At 70.0% G+C, this 26,536-nt stretch carries 21 protein-coding genes; 11 read left to right on the top strand and 10 right to left on the bottom strand.

The genetic code is table 11. The features are described from left to right. The first annotated feature begins 25 nt into the window (after positions 1 to 25). Positions 26 to 466, top strand: coding sequence for a nitroreductase family deazaflavin-dependent oxidoreductase (locus ACI2LP_RS23500; protein ID WP_404726471.1), 441 nt, complete (start codon positions 26 to 28; stop codon positions 464 to 466). A gap of 67 nt (positions 467 to 533) precedes the next feature. Here ACI2LP_RS23500 and ACI2LP_RS23495 read toward each other — a convergent pair whose 3' ends face one another. Next, entirely contained in the window at positions 534 to 1,151 is a 618-nt protein-coding gene (locus ACI2LP_RS23495; protein ID WP_404726470.1) for a TetR/AcrR family transcriptional regulator, read from the bottom strand. A gap of 108 nt (positions 1,152 to 1,259) precedes the next feature. Between ACI2LP_RS23495 and ACI2LP_RS23490 the strand changes: the two genes are divergently transcribed. The 5 genes from ACI2LP_RS23490 to ACI2LP_RS23470 are packed head-to-tail and all read left to right on the top strand — an operon-like array spanning position 1,260 to position 7,846. Next, positions 1,260 to 2,465 (top strand): alpha/beta fold hydrolase, encoded by a 1,206-nt coding sequence (locus ACI2LP_RS23490; RefSeq protein ID WP_404726469.1) that lies wholly within the window; start codon positions 1,260 to 1,262, stop codon positions 2,463 to 2,465. Next, a complete protein-coding gene (locus ACI2LP_RS23485) occupies positions 2,462 to 3,808 on the top strand; it encodes an MFS transporter (protein WP_404726468.1) in 1,347 nt (448 codons plus the stop codon). Before ACI2LP_RS23490 ends, ACI2LP_RS23485 begins: the two co-directional genes overlap by 4 nt. Positions 3,809 to 3,814: 6 nt before the next feature. After that, positions 3,815 to 4,987 (top strand): thiolase family protein, encoded by a 1,173-nt coding sequence (locus ACI2LP_RS23480; RefSeq protein ID WP_404726467.1) that lies wholly within the window; start codon positions 3,815 to 3,817, stop codon positions 4,985 to 4,987. Then, entirely contained in the window at positions 4,987 to 6,933 is a 1,947-nt protein-coding gene (locus ACI2LP_RS23475; protein WP_404726466.1) for an AMP-binding protein, read from the top strand. Before ACI2LP_RS23480 ends, ACI2LP_RS23475 begins: the two co-directional genes overlap by 1 nt. Positions 6,934 to 6,991: 58 nt before the next feature. Then, positions 6,992 to 7,846 (top strand): MBL fold metallo-hydrolase, encoded by an 855-nt coding sequence (locus ACI2LP_RS23470; protein WP_404726465.1) that lies wholly within the window; start codon positions 6,992 to 6,994, stop codon positions 7,844 to 7,846. On the opposite strand, the gene ACI2LP_RS23465 is transcribed toward ACI2LP_RS23470, so the two are convergent. The 7 genes from ACI2LP_RS23465 to ACI2LP_RS23435 are packed head-to-tail and all read right to left on the bottom strand — an operon-like array spanning position 7,809 to position 17,019. Further along, positions 7,809 to 8,615: a thioesterase II family protein gene (locus ACI2LP_RS23465; protein WP_404726464.1), complete on the bottom strand. Its 807-nt coding sequence runs from the start codon at positions 8,613 to 8,615 to the stop codon at positions 7,809 to 7,811. The genes ACI2LP_RS23470 and ACI2LP_RS23465 overlap by 38 nt on opposite strands. Then, positions 8,612 to 8,851, bottom strand: coding sequence for an acyl carrier protein (locus tag ACI2LP_RS23460; RefSeq protein WP_404726463.1), 240 nt, complete (start codon positions 8,849 to 8,851; stop codon positions 8,612 to 8,614). Before ACI2LP_RS23460 ends, ACI2LP_RS23465 begins: the two co-directional genes overlap by 4 nt. After that, on the bottom strand, positions 8,848 to 10,836 hold the full coding sequence (locus ACI2LP_RS23455) for an HAD-IIIC family phosphatase (RefSeq protein ID WP_404726462.1): 1,989 nt from the start codon (positions 10,834 to 10,836) through the stop codon (positions 8,848 to 8,850). The genes ACI2LP_RS23460 and ACI2LP_RS23455 overlap by 4 nt, the downstream gene beginning before the upstream one ends. Then, positions 10,833 to 11,855, bottom strand: coding sequence for a 3-oxoacyl-ACP synthase III family protein (locus ACI2LP_RS23450; RefSeq protein WP_404726461.1), 1,023 nt, complete (start codon positions 11,853 to 11,855; stop codon positions 10,833 to 10,835). The genes ACI2LP_RS23455 and ACI2LP_RS23450 overlap by 4 nt, the downstream gene beginning before the upstream one ends. After that, entirely contained in the window at positions 11,852 to 14,878 is a 3,027-nt protein-coding gene (locus tag ACI2LP_RS23445; RefSeq protein WP_404726460.1) for a type I polyketide synthase, read from the bottom strand. Before ACI2LP_RS23445 ends, ACI2LP_RS23450 begins: the two co-directional genes overlap by 4 nt. Next, complete coding sequence (locus ACI2LP_RS23440) at positions 14,875 to 15,189, bottom strand: acyl carrier protein (RefSeq protein WP_404726459.1); 315 nt, start codon at positions 15,187 to 15,189, stop codon at positions 14,875 to 14,877. Before ACI2LP_RS23440 ends, ACI2LP_RS23445 begins: the two co-directional genes overlap by 4 nt. 30 nt (positions 15,190 to 15,219) lie before the next feature. Continuing rightward, positions 15,220 to 17,019 carry a fatty acyl-AMP ligase gene (locus ACI2LP_RS23435; RefSeq protein WP_404726458.1) on the bottom strand — a complete coding sequence of 600 codons (1,800 nt, stop codon included), beginning with the start codon at positions 17,017 to 17,019 and terminating at the stop codon, positions 15,220 to 15,222. Between the two features lie 484 nt (positions 17,020 to 17,503). On the opposite strand from ACI2LP_RS23435, the gene ACI2LP_RS23430 reads away from it, so the two are divergent. The 5 genes from ACI2LP_RS23430 to ACI2LP_RS23410 all read left to right on the top strand — a co-directional run bounded on the left by ACI2LP_RS23430 (position 17,504) and on the right by ACI2LP_RS23410 (position 22,939). Continuing rightward, positions 17,504 to 18,040 (top strand): 4'-phosphopantetheinyl transferase family protein, encoded by a 537-nt coding sequence (locus ACI2LP_RS23430; protein WP_404726457.1) that lies wholly within the window; start codon positions 17,504 to 17,506, stop codon positions 18,038 to 18,040. Positions 18,041 to 18,183: 143 nt separating this feature from the next. After that, positions 18,184 to 19,782, top strand: coding sequence for an MFS transporter (locus ACI2LP_RS23425; RefSeq protein ID WP_404726456.1), 1,599 nt, complete (start codon positions 18,184 to 18,186; stop codon positions 19,780 to 19,782). Continuing rightward, positions 19,783 to 20,505: a TetR/AcrR family transcriptional regulator gene (locus ACI2LP_RS23420; RefSeq protein ID WP_404726455.1), complete on the top strand. Its 723-nt coding sequence runs from the start codon at positions 19,783 to 19,785 to the stop codon at positions 20,503 to 20,505. 115 nt (positions 20,506 to 20,620) lie between these two features. After that, positions 20,621 to 21,838: an alpha/beta hydrolase family protein gene (locus ACI2LP_RS23415; RefSeq protein WP_404726454.1), complete on the top strand. Its 1,218-nt coding sequence runs from the start codon at positions 20,621 to 20,623 to the stop codon at positions 21,836 to 21,838. Between the two features lie 282 nt (positions 21,839 to 22,120). Then, positions 22,121 to 22,939, top strand: a complete 819-nt coding sequence (locus ACI2LP_RS23410; RefSeq protein ID WP_404726453.1) for a BTAD domain-containing putative transcriptional regulator — start codon at positions 22,121 to 22,123, stop codon at positions 22,937 to 22,939. Between the two features lie 33 nt (positions 22,940 to 22,972). On the opposite strand, the gene ACI2LP_RS23405 is transcribed toward ACI2LP_RS23410, so the two are convergent. Beyond that, on the bottom strand, positions 22,973 to 23,866 hold the full coding sequence (locus ACI2LP_RS23405) for a SigB/SigF/SigG family RNA polymerase sigma factor (RefSeq protein WP_404726452.1): 894 nt from the start codon (positions 23,864 to 23,866) through the stop codon (positions 22,973 to 22,975). Positions 23,867 to 23,977: 111 nt separating this feature from the next. After that, positions 23,978 to 26,515: a SpoIIE family protein phosphatase gene (locus tag ACI2LP_RS23400; protein ID WP_404726451.1), complete on the bottom strand. Its 2,538-nt coding sequence runs from the start codon at positions 26,513 to 26,515 to the stop codon at positions 23,978 to 23,980. Positions 26,516 to 26,536 lie beyond the last annotated feature (21 nt).

Below are 26,536 nucleotides of genomic sequence, written 5' to 3'. Positions count from 1 at the left end.
ATCGACGAAGGGACGGCAGGAAACCATGCCTCTCGAGGGTGAGTACGAGCCGAGTCCGGCGAAGTGGGTACGTGACCAGGTCGAGCTGTACGAGAGCTCCGGCGGCACCAAGGGGACGACGCTGCGGGGCATGCCCGTCATCGTTCTGACCACCAAGGGCGCAAGGAGTGGCAAGATCCGCAAGTCGCCGCTGATGCGCGTGGAGCACGACGGCGCGTACGCGGCGGTCGCCTCGCTGGGCGGCGCGCCCAAGCACCCTGTCTGGTACCACAACGTGGTCGCCGACCCGCACGTCGAACTGCAGGACGGCCCGGTCCGCCAGGACATGACGGCCCGTGAGGTGACCGGGGACGAGAAGGCCGTGTGGTGGAAGCGCGCGGTCGAGGCGTACCCCGACTACGCCGCGTACCAGAAGAAGACGGAGCGCGAGATCCCCGTGTTCGTCCTGGAGCCGGCGGCACAGTAGCCCGGAGCGCGGACGGGCCTTGGACCGGCACGCCGGTCCAAGGCCTTTGGTCTGCCCACCGCGCGGGTCAGTGGCTGGCCGAGATCGCCGCCACTATGGCGTTGGTGAGCCGGCTGACGTACGCGTCGTCGGTCTGCCCACCCACGGCCAGCATGCGGAAGTACAAAGGAGCGCCGAACAGGTCGATGGCGAGGCTCTCGTCGATGTCGGGCGGCAGTTCGCCACGGTCCGCCGCCCGGCGCAGGAGCATCGAGACCGCGGCGCGGCGGGGTGCGAGGACCGTCAGATGGAGCGCCTCGTGCAGAGCTTCGTTGCGAGCCGATTCGGCCAGCAGATCAGGGATGATCCTGCTCGCAAGGGGATGCCGCAGAGAGCCCATGGTCTCTTTGACGAACCTCTCGACATCGCCGCTCAGTGAGCCTGTGTCCGTGGTCGTGGGGATGTGTTCGGCAGCCGCCTCGGACACCAGGCCCACCACCATCGCCTCCTTGGAGGGCCAGCGGCGGTAGAGCGCGGCCTTGCCGACGCCCGCGCGGCGCGTCACGGCCTCCATGGACATACGGGCGTACCCGGCCTCCGCCAGCTCGTCGAACATCGCCTGACGGATGGTCATGGTGACGGACTCCCGCAGGAGGGCGGCGCCGGTGCGGGGGCGACCGAGATCGCTGTCGCTGCTCGTGTCCATGATCAGAGATTAACACGGAACGGAACGGTTGCGTTCCGCCATGCCCAGGTGTACGTTCCGGCCAACGAGGCGGAACGGTTCCGTTCCGTTCTGGGGAGAGGGGGGTCCGTGGTGAAGTTCCTTTTCGACGACAAGGCTTTCTCCTTCCAGGCCCTGCGGACGGCGGGTCATGCCGCATACGGGGGCGCCGATCTCGGCGAGGTGCTGGTCACATGTCAGAACATCGCCGAGGGAGACGAGGCGGCCTGGTGCCGTGAGTGGGCGGCCACCGCGGAACGGCTGCACCGGATCGGCGTCGAAGCCCTCAACGCCGGCCACAGGGTGAGCGCGCGCGAAGCCCTGCTGCGTGCGTCGAACTACTACCGGACCGCCGACTTCTTCCGCGTGGCGGACCGGGACAACGATCCCGAGTCGGCTCGCCTCGCCCGGCAGTCACGCACGACCTTCGCCCGGGCCGCCGAACTGCTCGACATCCCGGCGCAGCGCCAGGAGATCCCGTACGAGGGCACCACCCTGCCCGGATATCTGTTCCTCTGCGGACCTTCGGGCGAGCCCCGGCCCACCCTGATCCACCACGGCGGGTACGACTCCACACTGGAGGAGCTCTACTTCATGGTCGGCGCGGGCGCACTGCGCCGGGGGTACAACGTGCTCGCCTTCGAAGGGCCCGGCCAGCAGTCGGTACGACGCGAACAGGGACTGATCTTCCGGCCCGACTGGGAGAAGGTGGTCACGCCGGTGGTGGACCACGCGCTGACCCTGCCCGAGGTGGATCCCGCGCAGCTGGTGCTCTTCGGCACGAGCCTGGGCGGACTTCTCGCCGCCCGGGCCGCCGCCTTCGAACAGCGCTTCGCCGCCTGCGTTCTGCACAACGGGATGTACGACTTCTACGAACTCCTCGTGAAGGCCTTGCCGCCGTTCCTCGGCGAATGGATCGCTGACGGCCGCGACGACGTGGCCGGGCCCTCTCTCCAGCTCACCATGGCCCAGAGCACTCAGACCCGGTGGTTTCTGCAGCACGGTATGTGGGTCTTCGGCGCCAAGTCGCCGGCCGAAGCCCTGCGCGCCTGCGCCCCGTACCAACTCGACGGTGTAGCCGAGCGCATCGCCTGCCCGACGCTCGTGCTCGACGCCGAGAACGACCTCGTCTGCCAGGGCGAAGCCGAACGGGTCCATGGCGCACTGCGCGCGCGGAAGGAGCTCATCCGCTTCTCCGCGGCCGAGGGCGCCGGGGAGCACTGCCAGGAAGGCGCGGCCCTGCGCTTCCATCAACAGGTCTTCGACTGGCTGGACGAGCGACTGGGCGCCGGATGACACTCGAAGCCGATACGCGCCCGGACGGCGCGGCCGTCGCCACCCGTCGGCGCGCCCGTACCGTCCTGGTCGTCCTGGCACTCTTCATCGTGATCAACGCGGCGGACAAGGCAGTCCTCGGCCTCACCGCGGACCCGGTCAGGGACGATCTCGGCCTCACCGCCACCGAGTTCGGGGCCGTCGCCAGTAGCTTCTACCTGCTGTTCAGCCTCTCGGCCGTCGCGGTCGGCTTCCTCGGCGACCGGATCCGCACCCGGCCGCTGCTTGCCGCGCTCGCGCTGGTCTGGGCCGCGGCGCAGCTGCCGATTCTGCTCCCCGCAGCGGGCTTCGGCGCCCTCGTCGCCACCCGTGTGGTGCTCGGCGCGGGCGAGGGACCGGGCTATCCCCTGGCCAACTACACGGCGTTCACCTGGTTTCCGGAGAAAGAGCGTTCGCTGCCCTCTGCCGTGGTGGTCGCCGGGGGCGCGGGCGGCACCGTGGTGGCAGCCCCGCTCGTCATCCTGGTCAGCAACACCCTGGGGTGGCGCGCCGCATTCGGTCTGCTCGGCGGAATCGGGATCGTGTGGGTGATCGTCTGGCTGCGGCTCGGCGGAAGCGGGCCCTACGCCGCTCGCCTCGACGGCGCCGCCCCCGTCGAGGCCGCCCCGGTCGACGATGCCCTGTTGGGGGCCGAACCGCGCGTGGCCGCCGGCGAGACGCCGTTCCGGCGCATCGTCACCAGCGGGACCTGGCTCGGAGCCACGTTCTCCGCCTTCACCGTGATGTGGACCCTGGCCCTCGGCTTCGCCTGGCTGCCGCTGTTCCTGGAGGAACAGGCGGGGTTCAGCGATGCGGAGATCAGCGGGATTGTCGGGTTGCCCGCCCTGTCGATGGCTGTTCTCGTCCTCGCGGCCGGGGCCTTCGCCCAGCGGCTGCTGCGCCGAGGCAGCACCGCACGCCTCGCACAGGGCCTGGTGGGCGCGGTGCTGCCGCTGCTCGCCGGGGCCTGTCTGCTGCTGACCACCCGGGTGGGACCTGCCGCGCTCCTGCTGCCGCTGCTGGTGGTGGCGTTCTCCGCCGGCAACGGGCAGACGCCGCTGACCAACTCGGCCATCGCGGACATCTGTCCGCCCGGACGACGCAGCGCCGCCCTCGGCCTGTCCTACGCACTCGCCGCCCTTTCCAGTCTGCTCGCGCCGTACGTCACCGGCCGGATCATCGACGCGGCGCCGACCGAGGCGCTCGGCTACGGGCGGGCGTTCGACCTCGCGGCCCTGCTGCTGATCGCCGGCGGTGTGGTCTCGATGCTGCTCATCCGGCCCGACCGGGATGCCCTCTTGATACGTGCCACAGCGAAGGAGTGAGATCTGATGCTGCCCGACATCGCCGTCGTCCAGGGAGCTCGTACGCCCGTGGGGCGGTACAAGGGCGCGCTGCGTTCCGTCCCCGCCCACCAGCTCGGCGCCCTGGTGATCCAGGAGGCGATCCTTCGCGCGCGCGTCGAGCTGGGCGCCGTCGACGAAGTGGTCCTGGGCTGCGTGGGACAAGTGGGGCCGGACGCGTTCAACGCCCGGCGCGCCGCGCTCGCGGCCGGGCTGCCGGTCCAGGTCCGTGCCTACAACGTCAACCGGCTGTGCGGGTCCGGCCTTCAGGCCGTCTGGTCGGCCGCGCAGACGCTCGCCCTCGGCGAGGCCGACACCATGGTGGCCGGCGGCAACGAGTCGATGACCCGCCAGCCAATGCTCGACTACAGCGAGCGGGCGGCCGACGAACTCCTCGGGCAGCCCCGGATCGACGGCACCTTCTCGCTCGTCACCGACCCGTTCAGCCACGGCCCGATGGGCCTGACCGGGGAATGCGTCGCCGGGCGGTTCGCCATCTCCCGGCACCGCCAGGACCGATGGGCCGCCGAGAGTCAGCGCCGGGCCGCCGTGGCTCTCGCCGAGGGGCGGTTCGCCGGCCAGATCGTGCCCATCATCACTCCGGACGGCGCGGTCGAGCAGGACGAACACCCGCGCCCCGGCACGACGGCCGTGACCCTCGCGGCGCTCGCTCCCGCGTTCGCCGAGGACGGCACGGTCACCGCGGGGAACTCGGCCGGGCTCAACGACGGTGCCGCCGCCGTGGTCCTGAGGCGCGGCGCCGATCTCGCCCCCGGCACAGTCCCGCTGTGCTGGCTGCGTGACACGGTCGTCACGGCCCTGGAACCGGAGATCATGGGATTCGCGCCTGCCGGAGCCATCGGGAAGTTGCTGCAGCGCGCCGGTCTCACCCTCGACGACATCTCGGTGATCGAGCTCAACGAGGCTTTCGCCGCCCAGGTCCTCGCCGTGATGGACGACCTCAAACTCGACCCCGACCGGGTGAACCCGAACGGCGGCGCGATCGCGCTCGGTCATCCGATCGGCGCCACGGGCACCATTCTGCTGCTCAAGGCCGCGCATGAACTGCGCCGAACCGGCGGGCAGTTCGGCGTGATCGCCCTGTGCATCGGCGGCGGTCAGGGCATCGCCGCCCTGATCGAGAACCCGGCAGGTGCCTGATGGCCGAGTATGTCTGGTCCCCGAGCCGCGAGTTGACCGAACACAGCAATGTCGCCGCGTTCTGCCGCGCCCACGGCATCGACGGCTACCGCGAACTGCACGCCCGTTCTGTCGCCGATCCGGAGTGGTACTGGTCCCGGGCCGCCCGTGACATCGGCATCGTCTGGCACACCCGCCCCCAGCGCACCTGCGACGACCGTGGCGGCATCGCCACCACACGCTGGTTCCCGGGCGGGCGCACCAACCTCGTCGACTCCTGCCTCGAACGCCATGTGCGGCAAGGGCGCGCCGACGCCGTCGCACTGCGCTGGGAGCGCGAGGACGGGACCGGGGGCCGACTCGGCTACGGCGAGACGGCGCAGCTCAGCGCCCGGATCGCCGCCGGACTGCGCGGCCTCGGCGTGGGGGAAGGGGACCGGGTGGCGGGCTTTCTGCCACCCGGTCCCGAAGCGTTTGTGCTGCTCTTCGCCTGCGCCCGGATCGGAGCCGTACTGGTGCCGATGTTCTCCGGCTTCGGCTCCGAGGCGCTTGCCGTACGGCTCGCCGACGCCGAGGCGCGGGTGCTGGTCACGGCTGCCGCCACGACACGGCGCGGCGCCCGGTACGACATGGAGGCCGTCGCCCGTACCGCGGCGGAGAAGGTACCGGCCGTACGCCACCTCGTCGTCACAGGAGAGTTGGCCGACGATTCGGTCGAAGGGATGTCTTCGGCCCGTCCGGCGACCACGACCTGGAACCGGCTGGCCGCCTCGGAGCCCGCCGCGATGCTCTCGCTCCCCGGCAGCGCTCCGTTCCTCCTCATGCACACGTCCGGCACCACGGGACGGCCCAAGGGCGCGGTCCACACCCACGGCGGCTTTCCGTTGCAGGTCGGCTCGGAGGTCCGCTACAACCTCGACGTCCGGCCGGACGATGTGGCCTTCTGGGTCACCGACCCCGGCTGGATCATGTTTCCGCTCGTCGCCATCGGCTGCACCCTGGCGGGCGCAACCGTCCTGACGTACGAAGGCGCGATCGACCATCCCGACCCCGCCCGGCTGTGGCGGCTGCTCGACGAGCAGCGGGTCACGGTCTTCGGCAGTTCGCCCAGTCTGTCGCGGACGATGATGGCGCGCGGCATGGTCCCGGCCGCCCTCTCCCGGCTGAGGATCCTGGGCTCCACGGGTGAGCCCTGGACCGAGGACGCGTGGCAGTGGTACTTCGCCGAACTCGGCGGCCGGCGCTGCCCCGTGATCAACATCAGCGGCGGCACGGAGGTCGGCGGCTCACTGCTCGGCTCCTCGCCCACGGTGCCGCAGTCGCCCTGCAGCTTCGCCGGCCCCTGCCTGGGCATCGATGCCGCCGTCGTGGACGCGGACGGAGAGGAGGTCGCCGAGGGAGAGCTGGGGGAGCTCGTGGTCCGGCACGCCTGGCCGGGGATGACCCGCGGGTTGTGGCGGGCACCGGAGCGTTTCGCCCGTACGTACTTCAGCCGCCGGCCGGGCAGCTGGTCCCACGGTGATCTCGCCTCCCGTGTCGGCGACGAGTGGTTCCTGCACGGCCGGTTGGACGACATCATCAAGGTGGCAGGCAAGCGGCTCGGACCCGCCGAGGTCGAAGAGGCCGTCCTCGGGGACCCGGCAGTGGCCGAGGCCGCGGCCGTCGGGGTCCCGCACCGCATCAAGGGGGAAGTCGTCTGGTGCTTCGTGGTGCCCGCGCACGGGGCGCTGGATGCGGCCGATGCCGAACGCATCCGCGAGCGCGTGGCCGACGCGCTCGGGCACGCCTTCCGGCCCGGTCGCGTGGTCGCGCTGCCCGAACTGCCCAGGACTCGCACCGGAAAGGTGATGCGGCGGCTGATCCGCGACTGTGTCACCGGCCTTCCGCCCGGAGATCTGTCCACCCTCGTGAATCCCGGGAGCCTCGAAGCGCTCCGCGCCGCCGTACCCGGCGCGGAGGACCACTGACCTCGCCAGCGACACAGCGGGCGCACACCCCGACACCAGCCAGCGACAAGGGAGTTCCATGCCGACGATCGACATTCTCCTGCCCGGCTTCGCCATCGACACCGACCAGGGCTATCCCGCCTTCTGCGGAGTGTTCCTGGTCCGGGGGACCGACGCCGCGGGACGGGTCCGCAACATCCTCGTCGACGCCGCGCACGTCGGGCGGCGTCCCCACCTCTGGGACGCGCTCGCCGCCCGGCAGCTCACGGCGGCGGACATCGACACCGTGGTGCTCACACACGCCCACTGGGACCACGTGCAGAACATCGATCTGTTCCCGCACGCGACCCTGCTGATCCACGCCGACGAACGCCGCTACGCCCACACGCCGCACACCAACGACTGGGCGACCCCCGCATGGACCGGACTGCTGCTCGAACAGCTCCCCGTCCGCGAGATCGCGGACGGGGAGGAGATCATCCCCGGCGTCACCGCCATCGGTCTGCCGGGGCATTCGCCCGGCAGCATCGGGGTGCTCGTGGACACCGACGCCGGGCGCAGTGCCATCACCGGCGACGCACTGCACTTCGCCTATGTCGCCCAGACCCGCCACAACCCCCTGGTCTTCTGGGACGCCGAGCTGGCAACCCGCAGCATCGAACGGGTCGTCGAGCTGGCCGATGTCATCTACCCCGGCCACGACCGCCCCTTCCGGCTCACCGCCGGAAACGAGATCGACTACCTCGAACCGTTCGCGCTGACGCTGACGGGGCTGCGGCCCGACACCGACGGCCTCGCCTTCGCGGACGGTTCGGCACGCCCGCTGTGGGTCATGCCCGGTATTCGGGACCAGCGCACGATGTACGAGAAGAACGCCGAGGAGATCGACCGACGGATCACTCGGGTCCCGCGCGTCGTCCGCCCGGCTCCGTGATCAGTTCCACCAGGGAGCGGTTGAGTACGTCGAAGAACGGCGCGGGCTGCTCGCGCGGAAAGAAATGTCCGCCCGGCACCGTGGACATCCGAAAGCGCCGGGCGTACCGCTCCCAGGACCGCACGGCCTCCGGGTCCACCAGCGGATCGTCCTGACCCGCGAAGGCATGGATGTCGAGCGGGAGCCGAGCCCCCTCGTCGTCCGGATCCGGCAGCCCCGCCCGCCGATGGCTGGCACAGATGCGCAAGTCGTCCCGGACGATGGGCAGCAGGGCCCTCAGCCAGTCGTCCCGGCCGAGGAACTGCGGGTTCAGACCTCCGACGTCCACCAGGAAACGGGCGAGGTCCGCGTCCGCGTACCGGTCGGCCGGCGGCAGCGGGGGAGTCAGATGCGGGGCGCCGTAGGCGCCGACGTACAGCGTCCGCGGTGCCCGGCCGCCGCCCCGCATCCGGGCCGCCACCAGCGCGAAGGCCACGAGGGCGCCCATGCTGTGTCCGTAGACGGCGTACGGCCGGTCCAGCCACGGGGCGAGTTCGCGCTCCAGAGACTCGGCCAGCCGCCCGGCGTCGCGGAAGCGGCGTTCCCGGAAGCGGGACTCGCGACCGGGCAACTGCACGGGTACGACGTCCACTTCGGGTGGCACCCGGTCGCGCCACGAGGCGAAGAACGAGGCGCCCCCGCCCGCGTGGTGGAAGCAGAACAGCCGCAGCGGGATGCCCTCACGGGGTGCCCGGACGAGGCAGCTCGGCATCGCGGTGACCGTTGTCATGTGCGGGCCACCACGTCGTACATCTGCCGGAAGGTGGCGGCCTCCAGCAGTTCGGCCACCGGGATGCGCCGGCGGGTGACACTCTCCAGGACAGTGACCAGGCGCAGCAGATGCACCGAGTCCCATTCGGGTACATCGTCCAACGGACGGTCGAGATCCTCGGGCGTGATGTGGAAGCCGAGTTCCTCCCCCAGGAGCGTGCAGAACTGAACGGGGTCGGCGATAGCGGTGGTCATGTGCACTCTCCTACGAGGGCGGTGTGCAGTCGCAGATGGGCGGGGGCGGGGGCGACGTCGCCCAGGTCGTGCCGGAAGAACGCGCCCTCGGGGTCGTACGGGTCAGGACCGGCGGGGACGAAGCCGTGATCGGCGTAGAAGGAGGCGAAGGCGGCGTTCCTGGGCGTGGGCAGATAGCGGCCGGCCGCGCTGCCGGCGCCGGTGGCACGGGCGTGTTCGAGCACCGCGCTCAGGCATGCGCTCTCGATGCCCCGCGAGAAAACCCGGCAGCTCAGTACGTAGTTGTCGATGCGCAGTTCCTCGCCCTCGCGGCGCAGAAACACCGCACCGACCAGGCCGTGGTCGCCGAACCGGTCGCGGGCGGAGACCACGAGCACGTCGGCGCCGGGCTGTTCGGCCCACGCCTGCACCTGCGGCACCTGCAGGCGCTCGGTGGCGAGGTGGAACTGGTTGGTGCGCAGGGTGAGTTGGGAGACGCGCGGGATTTCCGCCGGGGAAACCGGCCGTACGGTGACCTCGATGCCGAGGCCGTCCAGATAGTCCTGGTAGGAGCCGACGTCCTCGCGGAACTCCTGCCGCCGGGTTTCCGTACGGTAGCGGCCCGCCCGCTCGCGGTCCTCCTCGGTGAGCCGGTGCAGATTGAACCAGCCGTCGGCGAGCAGCGCGGTCGGGTGCAGGGCGGGCTCCTCGTCGACGCGGATCACCGCGACCTCGGGCAGCTGCTCCCTGACCAGGCCGCATTCGAAGAGGCTGTCGTCGACGAAGACGAAGCTGTCCAGGCCGAGGCCCAGCCGCTCGGCGATGTCGCGCAGATTGTCGTGCTTGGCCGACCAGTTGGCGTTCACGCAGACGAAGTCCTCCTCGCGCAGCCGCATGGCGGGGTGGTCGCGCAGCGCCTCGCGCACCGCGTCCGCGTTGTTCTTGCTACTGACCGCAAGCAGCACGCCCTGCGAGCCCAGCTGGGCGAGCACCCGCTGGAAGTCCAGGAACGCCTCCCCGCGGAATCCGGTGCCGAGCTCGATGCCGTCCGGGCCCTCCTCGCCGAGCACTCCGCCCCACAGCGTGCCGTCCAGATCCAGTACCAGGCATTTACGGGTTCTGCCCAGGCGCCCCAGGACGAGATGGCCGACCTCGCGGGCGTAGTCGGCGAGCAGCCCCTCGGACAGCCTGGCCCTGGCGTACAGGCCGGTGCGTGGTTCGTACGCGGCTGTGCCCAGGCTCACCAGGGGGTCGAGGTCGATGACGGCCAGCCCGGGATGCTCGTGGGCGAGGGCGAGCAACCCGCTGTTGAACTCGCGCCACACGGCGCCGAGCCGGGCCCGCGAGCGCAGGTCGACCAGCTGGTGCGCATGGCGGTGCAGCAGCGGCACGGTGTTGAGTACCAAGGGCCCCCGCCCGCTGTCCTGGTGGGTGCGCACGGCCTCGGCCAGGAGCGCCAGTCTGCGCCGGGCCGCTGCCTCGACGTCCTCGACCGTCCAGGGGACGGACACCTCCTCGAAGACCGTGTGCGGGTCGAGGATGCACAGCGTGAGCGCGGGCTGCCCGGCACTGTCGCCCGGCGCCGCGGGACTCAGCAGGTCGTGCAGATACGAGCCGTAGGGAGATACCACCGGGTCCAGCACCAGTCCGTGCCGGGCGAGTTCGGCGGTGAGCGGGGCGACGAGCGGGGCGACGGTGGACTGGCCGGTGACGGTGACGGTGACGACCGGCAGATCGGGGCCGTGCCGGCGGATCGCCTCGAGGTCGAGGCGGGCCAGCAGCTGGCCCGCCGCCGGCAGATCGCCCTGGGGCATACGGGCGAGCAGGGCGCGGACGGATCCGTACTCCGCCTCCAGCCGGCCCTCTGCGGACAGGCCGCGCAATGTGCGCAGCGCCGCGGGATCCTGCCAGGCACCGCTGTCGCCCGCGGCGGCGACAGCGGCGGTGGCGGCGGTGGCGGCGACAGCGGTCGTCGTGGCGAGAGCGGTGTGTTCCGTCGTGGTCATGTGCGCTCCAAGGCGATGCCGGACTTGATCCACTTGCTCGATTCGATGGCGACCGTGACGGCGCGCCCGGGCCCCTGCCACTGCTCGGTGAGCTCGGCGAGCTGGAGGAACGGGAGGGCATTGCCGTTGTTGCCGACGGTGCGTACGACATTGATGCGCCGGGCGCCGGGGGCGGGCATCCCCTCGGAGATCCGGTCGCTCATCCGGCCGGAGAGCTGGGGCGGGAGCAGGTAGTTCACCTGGTCGGGCGTCCAGCCCAGGTCGGCGAGGAGTTCCCAGAACATCTGCGACGCCAGGGCCGGCACCGCCGCTTCGATGGCCTTGTAGTCCTCGGAGACCACCGTCCGGTCCGTGTGCCGGTCGGCGAGGCCGAACCAGTCGATGACCTGTCCCGGCTTCTTGCCGAGGCCCACCAGCCGGTTGAGCACCTGGCGGATCTCGATGCGCTGGCCGAAGGACTCGGTACTGAGCACGGCGGCGCCGGCGCCGTCGCCGAAGAGGACATAGTTGACGAGTTCGGCGGAGCTGCGGGAGCCGGGGTCGAAGTCGGTCTCCAGATGTTTGGCACACACATCGCCGCCGATCACCAGCACGGTCGCACAGCGTCCGGCGAGCAGCAGAGTGCGGGCCACGTCGAGTGCCTGAATGGCCCCCGCGCAGCCGGACTGGAGCTGATAGGTGGGGACGTTGTCGATGCCGAGACGGTCCGCGACGAGGTTCACGGTGGCGGGCATCAGCTGGTCCGGGGTGGCGGTGCCCATGACGATGCAGTCGATGTCGCCGGGGTCCAGGCCCGCCTGCGCAAGGGCCCGGTCCGCGGCGGTCGTGGCGATGTCGGTGAGGCTGTGCCGCACGTGGCCGGTCGCCAGATCGACGGCGAAATACCTGCTGGTGTTGCCGATGAGCATCTCGGCCCACTGCTCGTCGACGCCGACGAGCTTGGCCAGTGTCGCGTTGTCGACGGGTTCTCCCGGCAGACAGGTACCGACCGAAGCCAGGTGCGCCGTGGGTACGGTCATGAGCGCGTTCCTTCCGGTGCGGACGGCGTCAGGAGGCGGTCGCGCAGATAGCCGGTGAGGTCGCCCACCGTCTCCAGGCTCGCGAGCAACTCCTCGATCGGGAGAGTGCCTACCTGCGGGAGTTCGTTCTCGATGCGGGTCTTGAGCTCCATCACCTGGATCGAGTCGAAGCCCAGGTCCTCGTGCAGGCGTGAACGGCTGTGTACGTCGGACGGTTCGTGCCCGCCGACCCGGCAGACCAGACGGTGCGTCACCTCAGCCACGAGGTGCGGGGGGTCACCGGGGCGGGCCGGCGGGCACGATTCTCCGCGATCCGCCGTGGGCGGTACCGCGGCTGCCGCGTCCAGTGAGAGGGGTGTGGACACGGGCAGTTCGGGGGCGTCGGCGGTGCGCCAGGCGCGGAAAGTGGTGTCGAAGACATACGGCGGCAGACGGCGCGGCACCCGGGCTGTCTCCTGGTACAGCGCGTCCCAGTCGGGGGTGAGTCCGGCGCACCACAGCTCGCCGATGAGCTGGTGCACCGGGTGCTGCGGCGCGCGGCGTCCCGGGTGAGCGGCGTGGCAGCTCACCGGGTGACCGGTGGCCGGCTTCAGCCGGGCGAGCAGCGGGGTGAGGGCGGCGCGCGGGCCGATTTCCACGATGTGGGTGGCTCCGGCGGCGAACAACCCGGCTGCCGCGTCGGCGAACCGCACCGGCGCGGTGATCTGCTGCGCCCAGTAGTCCGCGTCCATGACCTCGTCGTCGGCCAGCCGACGTCCGTGCACGGTTGAGAAGAAGGGCACGGTGGGCCGGTGCACCGGCATGTCGGCCTCGCGGCGGAAGTCCTCCACGACGGGCTGCATGAGCGGCGAGTGGAAGGCGTGCGAGACGGTCAGCGGGCGCGAGGCAATGCTCCGCTCGGTCAATGTGGCCCGCAGCGCCTCCAGTTCGGTGAGATCGCCGGCGACGACCGTGCTGTCGGGCCCGTTGACCGCGGCAATGCACAGCTGTGCACGCTCAGCCAGCAGCGTCTCCACTGCGGGTGGGCCGAGAGGCACGGTGAGCATGCCGCCGCCGTCGGGGAGCGCCTCCATCAGGGCACCTCGGCGCGCGACCAGCCTGGCGGCGTCCGCGGCATCGAGCGCACCGGCCGTGCATGCGGCCGCGAACTCGCCGATGCTGTGGCCGATGACGAACGAGGGCTTGATGCCGGCCTCGACGAGGGTGCCCGCCATCGCGTATTCCACGGCGAACAGAGCCGGCTGTGCCAGGCCCGTACGGTCGATGCCCGGGTCGCCGTCCAGCACCGCGTCGCGCACCGAGAGCCCGAGGTGGGCGGCGAGCATCTTGTCGATCTCGTCGAACAGCCGCGCGTAGACGGGGGACGAGGCATACCAGGAAGCGGCCATACGGGGATGCTGCGCGCCCTGGCCGGTGAAGGCGAACGCCACCGCGGGTGCCCCCCGCCGGGCGCTGCCGGCCGGCCCGTCGTCGGCGCGCTCCGCCGCCTTGCGCAGCCCGGCCACCAGCTCGGGCAGTCCCGCGGCGGCGACGGCCACGCGGTGCGGCAGCCGGGACTTGACCCGGTTGCTGGTCCAGCACAGCTGCGGCAGCCGGTCCTCGGGCACCCGGGCCAGCGCCTCGGCCTGAGCCAGCAGGTTGGGGCGCAGCTGTCGCGCGGAGCGGGCGGACACGGTGAACACCCCCGGCGCCCCGCCACCCGACGGGTGTGCCGAGCGAGGCGCGGAGGACAGGACCGCGTGCGCGTTGGTGCCGCCCATGCCGAAGCTGCTGACGGCGGCGTGCACAGTGCCGGACGGAAGCCGCAGCGGGGACTTGAGCAGCGACAGCCGTCGCTCGGCCAGTTGGAGCTTCGGGTTCTCGTTCTCGGCGAATCGGCTGGGCGGCACCGTCCGGTGCTGCAGGGCGAGCACCGACTTGACGATCCCGGCGATCCCGGCCGCTCCCTCCGCGTGGCCGAAGTTGCTCTTGACCGAGCCCAGAGCGATGCTCCCGCCGCTGCGGCCGGTGGTCAGGTGACCGAGCGCCTGCGCCTCCATCATGTCGCCGAGGAGGGTGCCGGTGCCGTGCGCCTCGATGAAGTGGATGTCGTCCGCGGTGACATCGGCCGACTGCCAGACTCTCTCGATGAGTTGCTGCTGGGCCCACCGGTTGGGGGCGGTGATCCCATTGCTGCGACCGTCCTGGTTGACCCCGCTGCCGCGCAGCACGGCGTACACGGGTTGGTGGTCGGCCAGGGCGTCACTGAGGCGGCGCAGTACGAGGACCGCGACGCCCTCGGCCCGTCCGATGCCGTCGGCCGCGGCGCTGAAGGGCTTGCACCGTCCGTCGGGCGCGGAGAGGCCCGCCTGGGAGTAGAAGATGTTGATGACGGGCGTCATGATCAGATTGGTGCCCGCAGCGAGCGCGTAGTCGCAGTCGCCCGCCCGCAGCGCGCCGGCCGCGAGATGGACGGCGACGAGTGAGGACGAGCAGGCCGTGTCCACCGCCAGGCTGGGGCCTTTGAGGTCGAGGTGGTACGAGACCCGGTTGGCGCCCATGAAGTAGCCGTTGCCGGAGCCGTAGCGGGCGGTGATCCTGTCGTAGTCCGACAGCTGCAGATACGCCCACTCGTTGGCCATCACTCCGACGAACACTCCGGTGTTGGTGCCGGCCAGGTCCTCGGGCGGGACCGTCGCGTCCTCGATGGCGCGCCAGGAGCACTGCAGCAGCAGCCGCTGCTGCGGGTCCATGGCGGCCGCCTCCCGCGGGGCGATGCCGAAGAACTGGGGGTCGAAGGAGTCGGGATCGTCGAGGAAGCCGCCGCGCACGGTATTGCTGCGGCCGGGCGGCCGGGCCTCGGACGTACCGGTGGGACCGGTCGGGGGCGCCGTGTAGTAACGGTCCGCGTCCCAGCGCTGTTCCGGGATGCGAAGGGTGCCGTCCCGGCCTTCCATGAGGAGTTCCCAGAACTCCTTGGCGTCGCGGGCACCGGGGAAGCGGCAGTCGAGGCCGACGACCGCGACCGGTTCGCGCTCGGTCATGACGCCGCTCCGGCTTCGCCGTTGAGGCGTTCGGCGAGGTGCGTACTGATGGCACGTACCGTCGGGAAGTCGTAGGCGATCGTCGCGGAGACCGAAAGCTGATGGCGTGCCTCGATCTCACCGCAGATGCCGATGGCCGCTACCGAGTCGATGCCGTAGTCGGCGAGCGGCGTGTCCGGATCGATCTCTTCGGCGGGCCGGTGCAGATGGAAGGCCACGCGATCGGTGAGCCACTGCTCGAGCTCCGAAGCGGTCAGGTCCGGCAGTACGAGGTCCAGCTTCTCGGCACGGGTTTCGGGGGCGATGGGCATGGCGTACCTCTCCCTTGAGGGGTTCGGGTCTCAGCGACCGGGGGCGGCGAGCGAGGCGGACTCGGGGCTGCCGTCGGCGCCGCCGTCGATCAGGGCCGCGACCGGTCGTTCCAGGCGTTGGTGCAGGGCGGGCAGAGCGCCGTCGAGGAAGAGCTGCCGCATCAGGGTGCGCTGTGTCTTGCCGCTGGTCGTCTTGCGGATCACGCCGGGGCGCACCAGGACCACGTTCGCGGCCGGCAGCTGGAACTGGCGGCTCACCAACTCCCGTACCGACACGGCGAGTCCCGGCAGGTCAGGCTCGTCGTAGGCGTGTGGGCGGATTTCCTGCACCACGACCACGTGGTCGCGTTCGGCCTCGCTGCCGGCGACGGTGAACACGGCGCCACCGCCCTTGCGGAAGGCGGGTCCCGAGTCCTGCACGGCATGCTCGATGTCCTGCGGATAGAGGTTGCGGCCGTGGTGGATGAGCATCTCCTTGATCCGCCCGGTGACATACAACTCCCCGCCGAGCAGGGCGCCGAGGTCGCCGGTGCGGAAGTACCCGGTGCGCCCGTCCGCTGTCGACGCCTGGAAGGACTCGGCGGTCTCCTCGGGTCGGTTCCAGTAGCCAGCGGCCACCGACGTGCCGCGCAGCCATATCTCGCCGACCCGGGCTTCCGGCAGGACCTCGAGGGTCATCGGGTCCACGAGGAGTACTTCGGTGCCCACGGGGCGGCCGCAGCCGATGAGCGTCCTGGTCGCCCGACCGTCTCGTGCGGGCTGCAGCTCGTCCTGCTCCAGGCAGTGGGCGTCTACCGTCAGTTCGACATGCTGCCTGGCGGTGTCGCCTCCGGAGACCAGCAGTGTGTTCTCGGCCAGGCCGTAGCAGGGCAGCATGGCCTCGGGACGCAGCCCGTTGGCCGCGAAACGGGCGGTGAAGGCCCGGAGCGTGTCGGCGCGAACCGGCTCCGCTCCGTTGAGGGCCACTCGCAGGCTGGACAGGTCGAGCCCGGCGGACTGTTCCTCGGTCGTCCGGCGCGTGCACAGCTCGTAGCCGAAGTTGGGGGACGCGGTGCCCTCGACCTGGTAGTCGTGAATCATGCGCAGCCAGCGGTGCGGCTGTTTGATGAAGGAGATGGGTGACATCTGGACACTCGTGCCGCCCATCCACAGAGGGTGCAGGGTCATCCCGATCAAGCCCATGTCGTGGTAGAGCGGCAGCCAGCTGCCTGCGACGACGCCCTGTTGGGTGTTCATCGCCCGCCGGATGGCTTCCTGATTGGCAACCAGATTGGCGTGCGTGACCATGACTCCCTTGGGCGTGCTCGTGGAGCCCGAGCTGTACTGAAGGAAGGCCACTTCCTGGTCGCGGACCTGCGGCGGGAACCAGACGTCGGGGTCCCCGGCGAAGTCACCACCGGCCTCGAGACATGCCACTTCCTGTTCTCCGGAGGCGGCCAGCCATGCGGAGAGAGCCTGACGGTGCTCGGGAAGCGTCAGCACCGCGCCCGCCGAGGCATCGCGCAGAATGCCGCTCACGCGGGCGAGCCGCTCGCCCGGTTCATCGGGCAGTGGCGCGGGGATCGCCGTGCGCCCAGCGTAGAAGCAGCCGAGGAACGCGGTGACGAAGTCCAGTGTGGGCGGGTAGAGCAGCAGTACCGGGCTTGTGTCGCCCTTCTTCGACGCCTCGCGCAGACGGGTGGCCACGAGGCGGGCGCGGCGGTCCAGTTCCGCATAGGTGAGCCGCTCGGGCCGCATGATCCGGTCGTCTTCGTGCAGATACACGAACGCGAGGCGCTCGGGGTACTGCTCCACGCCGGCGCGTACGGCGTCCGTCAAGGTCCTGCGCATCTCATCCCCTGTCGATCGCTGTCGGTTGCTCCGCGGTACGGGATACGGGCTCGCACGGCACCAAGTGCCATCCGTTGCGCCCATCTTTGGAGAGCGGTGAAAAGGAGGCGTAAAGCCGTGCTTGATGCGCACGTCGCAGGTCCGGCGTTTCCCGTACGGCGTCGCTCAAAGGCGCTAGAACAGTGGGTGCGCGCTTGAGTACGCCACGTGTTGGCACGCGGTGCCGCTCGGGTGTGACGCGGTGTAGGCACAACCCACGGAGAACGAAGGGAGGGTGGCGATGGTGGAACCAGGCTCGGTGCCCATCTCTGCCGGTCCACTCCTGCCCGATTCCGGGAACTGGGCTGCCGTCCGCGCGAGCGTGCGGCGCCATGGGTACGCGGTGTGTCACGGCCGACTGGCCGACTGGGCGTCCGTCCCGTGCACGCCCTCGCCTGAACTACTGGGCGCGGACTGGCCGAGGTATCGGGCGACGCGTGAACCCGTGTCGAGGGCGCGGCTGTTCGGCTCCCGGCTGCTGTTGCGCCATGCCGTCGCCGCCGCGGGTGGCACCGACCCGGCGAACGTGATGCTGGAGCGGGGCGCACGCGGGCGCCCCGGCGTACGCGAGCCGGCCGGCTTCGACGGAGGCATCAGCCACACAGCCGGTCTGCTGCTGGTGGGAGTCGCCCGAGGGCGCCGGATCGGCGTGGATGTGGAGGAGTGCGACCGGTCGCTGCTCACTCCTGGACTTGCGGAGAAGGTCTGCCACCCGCAGGAGCTCGCCGCGCTGCGCTTGCTTCCATACGCCGATCGCAATCGCATGCTCGTACGTCTGTGGACGCTCAAGGAGGCGTATGCGAAGGCTCTGGGCATCGGGCTGGGACTGGACTTCTCGGGTGTGTCCTTCCAGCCGCGGTCGGTGGGCCGGGGCACGTCCCTCTGGCGCTGTCCGGCCGCACCGGGCTGGCACTTCCAAAGCGGCACCGTCGGGGGCCACTTCGTTGTCGCGTGCGCCGTGGGGCCGCGGTCCGGGTCCTGATGGCGAGATGCGAGCCAAGGTTGTTTCGATTCAAGGATGTTTCGATACACCATTGACTCGGTTGTGAGTCGGGCCTAGCGTCGAAGTGCACGGCATCAGACGGCAGTTCACGCAGCACCCTCTTCTTCCGAGGAGCGGAATCCGTGACGACGCAACCCCAACTCCGTACCGTCGAGCCGCCCATCGCCTACGACACCCGCCGCTGGTGGGTACTGGGCGTGCTGCTCGTCAGCCTCCTGCTCGTGGTCCTCGACACCTCCATACTGAGCGTGGCGCTGAAGACGCTCGCTCAGTCCGAACCCGTCGGCCTGGGCGCCTCGCAGAGCGCGCTGCAGTGGTCGGTCGACTCCTACACGCTCGTCTTTGCCGCGCTGCTGTTCACCACCGGTGTGCTCGCCGACCGCTGGGGACGCAAGCGCACGCTGCTTGCCGGGCTCGTCGTCTTCGGCGGCTGCTCGCTGTGGTCCGCCTACGCGGGCAGTGCCGACGAGCTGATCGTCGCCCGCGCCGGTCTCGGGGTCGGCGGTGCGCTGGTGATGCCCGCGACTCTGGCGATCATCATGGACGTCTTCCCGCCCGCCGAGCACGCCAAGGCCATCGGCATCTGGGCCGGTGCGGCCGGCCTCGCCGTCGCCGTCGGACCCATCGCCGGCGGTGCGCTGCTCGAACACTTCTGGTGGGGCTCCGTCTTCCTGATCAACATCCCGATCGTGGTGGTGGGAACCGTCGCCGCCGTCGCCGTCGTACCGGAGTCCAAAGACCCACGGCGCGGCGGCTTCGACCCGGTCGGTGTCGCCCTGTCCGTCGTCGGTCTGACTCTGCTGGTGTTCGGAGTCATCAAGGGCGGTGAATCGGACGACTGGGCGGAAGCCCAGGTGTGGGGACCCGTGCTGGGCGGGCTCGCCGTGCTGGCCGCATTCGTCGCGTGGGAGCGGCGAAGCCGCCGTCCCGCCCTGGACATCGCCCTCTTCCGCATCCCCCGCTTCTCGGCGGCCGTGACCGTCATCGGCCTGGTGTTCTTCGCGCTGCTCGGTGGGACCTTCTTCCTCGTCTTCTATCTGCAGAGCGTGCGCGGATGGACACCGCTTGAGGCCGGGTACTGCCTGCTTCCCCTGGCCGTGGCCCAGTTGGCCTTCTCCCCGCCGGCCACTCTCGCGGCCAAACGGATCGGGGTCCGCCCCGTGTGCGTCACCGGCACGCTGCTGACCACGCTCGCGTTTCTCGCCGTGGGCACCGTCGATGAGCACACCGAGGTATGGGTCCTCGAAGCCATCCTGTTCGTCCTGGGCGTCGGCATCGCATGTGTGATGCCACCGGCCACGACCGCTGTCATGTCCGCCCTGCCGCGGGAGAGGGCGGGCACCGGCTCTGCCGTCAACACCACGTTCCGCCAGGTCGGCGGCGCTCTCGGCGTCGCCGTGCTGGGCTCGGTCCTGTCCACGGCCTATCGCTCCAGCGTGACGGACCGGCTGGCGGCCCTGCCCCGCGGAGTCCGGGACACGGCGGAGGACTCGGTCGAGAGCACGCTCGCCGTCGCCGCCTCGCTCGGCCCGCGCGGCTCCGGAATGGCGGCCGCGGCCGTCGACTCCTACGTGTCCGCCATGCATGTTGCCGCTCTTGTCGCTGCCGGGGTCACGTTTCTCGGCGCCCTCGTCAGCCTGCTGCTCCTGCCTGCCCGTACGAGCGAAGCCCGTCCGGACAGGGAGGCAGTGGGAAGAACCAGTCACACCACGGAGGTATGAATGCCACCACACGTTGAGCCGGAGGCCGAGGGCGGTTTGCCCGACGGCCTCCGGCCCATGTCCGTATCCGGGTCCGGGGACCGGTCCCGCTCCGGGGGCCGGTCCGGGACGACGGCCGCTCGGGGGCGCACCGCCCGGGGCGGCCGCCAGCGTGATCCCGCTGCCGACCGGGCGATCCTGGAGAGCACCCTCGGCCTGCTCGGCGACGGGTGCAGCTTCAGCGCCCTGTCCATGGACCTGGTGGCGCAACGGGCCGGGGTCGCCCGCGCCACCATCTACCGCCGCTGGCGCAACAAGGAGGAGCTGGTACTCGCTGCCCTGGGCAGCCTCGACCTTCCCGTTCCTCCGCTGGGCGAACTCCCGCTGCGGGACAGGCTGGTGACCCTTGTCGACCAGATCCGGCACCGTGGTCAGGACACCAACCTGCACCGCCTGCTCGCCGGACTGCTCGGCGAGGCAGCGCGCCGCCCGCAACTGGTGGAACGGTTCGAGGACTCGGTGGTCGCCGCCCGGCGGGACGCGCTGCGCCAGGCGCTGCGCGCAGGCATGGCCGACGGAGAGCTGCGCCCTGGCCTGGATGTGGACGAGGCCATCGAACTGCTCACCGGACCGATGCTCTCCAGGCTGATCCTGAGGCAGCGGCCACTGGAGTCGGCCGCGTTCGCCGAGTCGATCGTCGACACCTTCCTCAACGGCACGAGGACGCACCCCGAACCGCGGTAGGCGTCCCGTGCGGCACGAGCAGCCGCAGCCGCACCAGCCACCGCACCCGCACGTGCACCTGCACCCGCTCGACGTACGGCCCTGTACCACCCCCTCACTCTCAGGAGCCGCAACCATGAAATTCCTCTTCGACGATCCAGCCTTCGACTACGAGGCGCTGCGCGCCGCCGGATACGCCGACTTCGGCGGCGCACAGCTCGGCGAGGTCATCGCCGTCGCCTCGCGCATCCCGAACGGCGACACCGATGCCTGGCGGCGCGAGTGGACCGCCCTGGCCGAGCGCGTACACCGGCTGGGCACGGTGGCACTCGGCGAGAAGCGGACCGTCGACGCCCGTGCCGCGCTGCTGCGCGCGCACAACTACTACCGGACCGCCGAGTTCTTCCTGCGCGACGACCCGGCACACGACCCCGAGGCCGGCCGACTGATACGGCTCTCCCAGGACACTTTCGGGCAGGCCGCCGAACTGATGGAACGCCCGCCGCAGCCCGTCAGCATCCCGTACGAGAACGGATCGCTTCCGGGCTACTTCTACCAAGCGGACGACTCCGCAGGGCCACGACCCACCATCGTCCACCACGGCGGGATCGACTCCACACTCGAAGAGGGCTACTTCTTCGTCGCGGCCGCCGCGCTGGCGCGGGGGTACAACTGCCTCTGCTTCGAGGGCCCCGGTCAGGGCTCGGTGCTGCGCGAGCAAGGGCTCACCTTCAGGCCCGACTGGGAGAAAGTGGTCACGCCGGCGGTGGACTTCGCCCTGGCGCAGCCGGGGGTCGACCCTGAACGCCTCGTTCTGGTCGGCACCAGCCTCGGCGGCCTGCTGGCCGTACGAGCCGCGGCATTCGAGCACCGGCTGGCCGGATGCGTGGCCCACGACGCCGTGTGGCAGCTCGGTGATGTGGTGGCACTGCCGCCGTTCGTGCTGGAGTGGGTCGAGCAGGGATGCGACGAGTTCGCCAATCCCGTCATGTACGGGATCGCCATGCAGCAGACCTTCACCCGCTGGCTGCTGCGGCAGGCGCTCTGGACGTTCGGCGTACAGACCCCCGCCGAACTGCTGCGTCGCATGCCCGCTTTCAGCCTCTCCGAGGTCGTGGGGGACGTGCGCTGTCCCGTGCTCGTGCTCGACGCCGAGGAGGACATGTTCTTCGCCGGTCTTGAACACGCGAAGAAGGTGTACACGGGGCTGAACAGCGCCAAGTCACTGCACGTCTTCACCGCCGACGAAGGCGGGGGCGCGCACTGCCACTCCGGCGCCATGACCCTGTACCACGAGCGGTTGTTCTCGTGGCTGGCCGAGATCCTCGCACCTGAGCAGGTGTCCGTCGCCTGATGTGACGCACCGGCCCGACGAGAGGCGGCCCGCGCGGGGGGAATCCCCGAGCCGGCCGCCTCTTACCGCTCTGCCGCCAACATTTCAACAATTCAATTCCGGCTGATTCAATGGCCGGAATTAGACATTCGGGCCCCGCTGCGGCTGTTATCTTCCATTTAATGACCACGTAACTACCGCAGGGCTATGGTGTTTATAGAAAAGCGTGCTCCGTCAGGTATCCGAGGTTAAACGGGGGATTTCGAACTAGTTGAATGCGTCGCGCGCATTCAGGGGGTTTCTGTGTCCCTGCACTTCGCACAATCCGGCCAACCGCTGCGCTATCAGGTGCTCGGCCGGCTGAGGGTGACCCGCGGCGATGTCGACCTGACGCCTGCGCCACCGAAGATCGCCAAATTGCTTGCACTGCTGACCGTCCGAGCGGGGGAGGCCGTACCGGGAGACAAACTGGTCGCCGAGTTGTGGGAGCAGCGACCGCCGCGCTCCGCGACCGCGAGCCTGCGCGTATATGTTTCGCAATTGCGAAAACTTCTCGGTGAACCCGGAAGCGGGCCGCCGCCGATCATGACGGTATCGCCCGGCTACATTCTGGATGTGGGGAGGGCTCAACTCGACGTACGGCTGTTCGACGAGCTCTACGAGAACGGCAGAGTCCGGTACTTCGCCGCCGACTACCTCGGCGCCTCGGAGCATCTTGGACAGGCCCTCGCTCTCTGGCGGGGGCCTGTTCTCGACGGCATTGCGGGTTCTCTGGAGATCAACTCGTTCGCGGCCGTCGAGGAGGAAAAACGGCTCAACTGCATCGAGCTGAATATCGAGTCCGCCCTGGCGCTCGGCCGCCACTACGCCGCGATCGAGGAACTCAAGGGCCTGGTGGTCCAGCATCCGTTGCGGGAGCCCTTCTACCGGCAGTTGATGGCCGCCCTGTACCGGGTGGGCCGGCAGGGCGACGCACTGGGCGTGTACCGCAGGGCGCGCAAGATCATCAGGGATGAGCTGGGGATCGAACCGGGCCCGCCGCTACGGCTCGCGCAGGAAGCCATCCTCCGGGCCGATCCGGCCGGACTCGTGGCCGGAGGCATGACGCATTCCCTCCGCTGAGGGTGCGGGCAGGGGGAGAGACCGGTGCGGCGGTCAGTGGTCGGTGAGCATTCCGGTCCGGAGCTTTTTCAGGGTGCGGGCGAGGAGGCGGGAGACATGCATCTGGGAGATGCCGAGTTCCTCGCCGATCTGGGACTGGGTCTTTTCCTGGCCGAAGCGCAACTCGATGATGTGGCGTTCGCGGTCGTCGAGCCGGTCGAGGAGCGGGGCGAGGGCTTGGAGGTCTTCGACGAGTTCGATCGCGGGGTCGCTGTCGCCGAGGATCTCGGCGTAGGCGGGGGCGTTGCCGTCCCCGTCGTCGGTGGAGCCGCTCGGCGTGTCGAGGGAGCCGGCGGCGTAGCCGTTGGAGGCGATGAGGCCTTCGACGACTTCGTCCTCGCCGAGACCGAGATGCTCCGCCAATTCCGTCACGCTGGGCCGGCGGTCCAGGCGTGTGGTGAGGTCTTCCTTGGCCTTGGTCAGGTCGATATGCAGTTCCTGGAGGCGACGGGGTACGTGGACGGCCCAGCTGGTGTCGCGGAAGAACCGCTTGATCTCCCCGACGATGCAGGGGATGGCGAAGGAGGTGAACTCGACTTCGCGAGACACATCGAAGCGGTCGATGGCCTTGATCAGGCCGATGGTGCCGACCTGGATGATGTCCTCCATCTCACCGTTGCCCCGGTTGCGGAAGCGGCGGGCGGCGAACCGGACCAGGGACAGGTTCATCTCGATGAGGGTGTTGCGCGCGTACTGGTACTCGTGGGTGCCTTCCTCGAGGACCTGCAGTCGAGCGAAGAACAGCTTCGACAGCTCGCGCGCGTCCTGCGGGGCGATCTTCTCCGTGTCCTCGATCCACGGCAGTTCACCGACCCTGCCCTGGAAGCCGACCAGGGGCTGCGACTCCGTGTTGATGCGTCGTGTGGACGGTGTGGCTGTCCTCGACATGCGTCGTCCTTTCCAGAGTGAAGGTCCCGTGTGAACGCGCGTTCCCCGACCGCGCACGAGCATTCCCGCCGGCCGGCCGCAACATCGCAGCGCACCATCACTCCCGCACCATCACTCCACCCGGAGGCCGACGACGCATGTGTCGTCATCCGTGTCTGCCCGGCTGTGCGTCAGCAGCCGGTCCAGTTGTTGTTCCAGGGACTGGGTGGCCACGCTCGCGGTGGCGATCAGATGCTCAAGAGAGTCGTGGATGGAGGAGTCCCTCCGCTCGACCAGTCCGTCGGTGTACATCAGCAACGTGTCGCCCACCTCGAGCCGTACTTCACCTTCCTCGTAATCCGCCTGTGCGACGGCGCCGAGCAGTATGCCGCGGATGAGCGGCAGTTTCGTGGTCTGCTGCTCGGTCACCAGGACGGGCGGCAGATGACCGGCACGGGCCCAGCGCAGGGTGCGGCGGCCGGGATCGTAAAGACCGCAGACCGCAGTGGCGGTGACCGGGTCGGTCAGGTGATGAGTCACCAGGTTGAGCCAGGTCAGCAGCTGTGCCGGGCCCGCGCCGGTCACAGCGAGGCCACGCAGGGCGTTACGGAGGACGATCATGCTGGTCGCCGCCTCGATGCCGTGGCCCGCGATGTCACCGACGCATACGAGGACCTGCCCGGACGGCAGAACGAACGCGTCGTACCAGTCGCCGCCGACCAGGTGCTGGGTCTCCGCGGGCCGGTAGCGCACTCCGATGCTGAGCCCGGGCGCGTCGATCGGACCCCGGGTGGGCGGCATGATTGCCTGCTGGAGTTGCAGAGCAAGGCGGTTGCGCTCGGCCGACTCCTGCTCCGTGTGCGCGAGTTGGTCACGTGTCGCTGCCAGCGCCACCTCGGTCCAGTGCTGCGACGAGATGTCCTGGAAGGCACCTCGGACAGCGAGCAGCCGATCGTCCGCGTCGAGGACCGGCTCAGCGACGACGCGGACGTGCCGCGTGACGCCGTCGGGACGCTGCAGGCGAAAGGCAGTGGAAGCGGCCCGCTGGTGCTGCAACAAGGTACGCAGGAAGCGGCCGATGGCGACTGCGTCGTCGGGGTGGGCGTGCGCGGGCAGTTGCTCCAGGGGGATGGGTGCAGCGGTGGGCGGCAGACCGTGGAGGCTGTGCAGTTGTTGGTTCCAGGTGATCTTGCCGGTTGCGGTGTTCTCCTCGAATCCGCCAATGCGGCCCAGGCGCTGGGCGTGCTGCAACAGGCTGGCCAGTCGCCCGGCTTCGTCTTCTATCCGCCAGATGAGCAGTACAGCAGCGCCATGCCTGCTGATGCTGATGTCGGCGACGGCTTCGAGCGGCACCTGATCGACCAGCGCGGTGAGAGTCATCCGCTCGGCGTAGAAGGGTTCACCGGTGGCATGCACCCGCTCCACCTTCTCGAACAGTTCACTGTCGACGGCGGCCATGGGGTAGGCCTCCAGAAGCATCGCTCCGCTGACGGCGCTGCGCGGTCGCCCGGCGGGATCGACGAAGTGCCGGTTTGTGTGATGGATGCGGAAGTCGCTCAGGTGCCCGTCGGCCTCGAGGTGAGGCAGCAGCACCAGCGCGGGGTCATAGAGGCCGTCAACGAGGTCGACCAGTTCGGCGAGGTCCTGTTTCAGCGCGTTGGGTGCGTCCGGGAATCCGACGACTGCGGCTGTGTGTGTTTCCAGCGTGTGGGCACACAGTTCAGCGAGGGCTTCCACTTGACGCTGGATCTGAGGTGGTTGCGGCGCAAGACGGTGCGGCCAGCAGATTTCCAGGACTCCGATGATCCGGCCGCCGGCGCCGGCCGGCACGGCCACCCGGCCGCCACCGGTTGCCTGATGATCGCTGATCGATGGAAGGCCCGCTTCCGCGAGTGCCTGGAACCACACGGTCCGGCGCTCGGTCAGCGCCCGGCGGGCCACGGTCTCCACACCGGGCGGCACATAACGCCATCGCCCGGCTTCCTCCGCAGCGAACCCGGCGTTGCCGGCAAGGGTGAGAGACGCGTCATGTCCTGCCGCCCAGATGGCGACCGCAGTGGCACCCAGCGGGGCGAGCGCATGGTGCAGCACGGACTCGGCCACGGCCTGCGTGTCGTCTGCGGCCAGTGCGCCGCTCTCGGCTGCGCGCAGCCGCACCGCCACGGATCCGCCCGTCCCGTCGGACGTCTCGCCGGCACCGTTGGTCCGGGAAATGAAGTCGCGAGCCGCCTCGGTGAAACTGTCACGTGCGGACTGGTTGATGATGTCGGCGGCCAGCTCAAGCTGTGACATGCCCGCTTGCTCCGCCAGCCCGGCGAGGTGCCCGGCTGCCTCGGTGGGGCCGCAGTGGAACCGCTCGATCAGGACGCCTTTGGCCAGCTCGATCAGGGCACGGCCATCGGCGGCGGCATGGGCTGCCTGGACTTCACGGCGAAGTCGTTCCACCGTCGCGGCCAGCCGGCCGACCGCCGACGCGCCGCCGGCCGGGTCGGTGCCGACCTCGGCCTGGGCGTCCTTCACGACGGCGGAGAGCCCGGAGCCCTCGTCGTTGCTGCCCTCTTCCGACCGGGGCGGGGGCACGTTGTTGACGCGCGCGTACTGGCGATCGGAAGCAGCTCCCAGCGGCCCGTCATCCCGGACGGGCTCTTCGGGTGGCTGGGGGGTATTCACCGTAGTGCTGCTCCTGACGGG

The organism is Streptomyces sp. NPDC019890 (assembly GCF_044903445.1).
Lineage (GTDB): Bacteria > Actinomycetota > Actinomycetes > Streptomycetales > Streptomycetaceae > Streptomyces.
The sequence above is the reverse complement of the archived record's forward strand: the minus strand, read 5'-3'. Positions and strand labels throughout refer to the sequence as shown.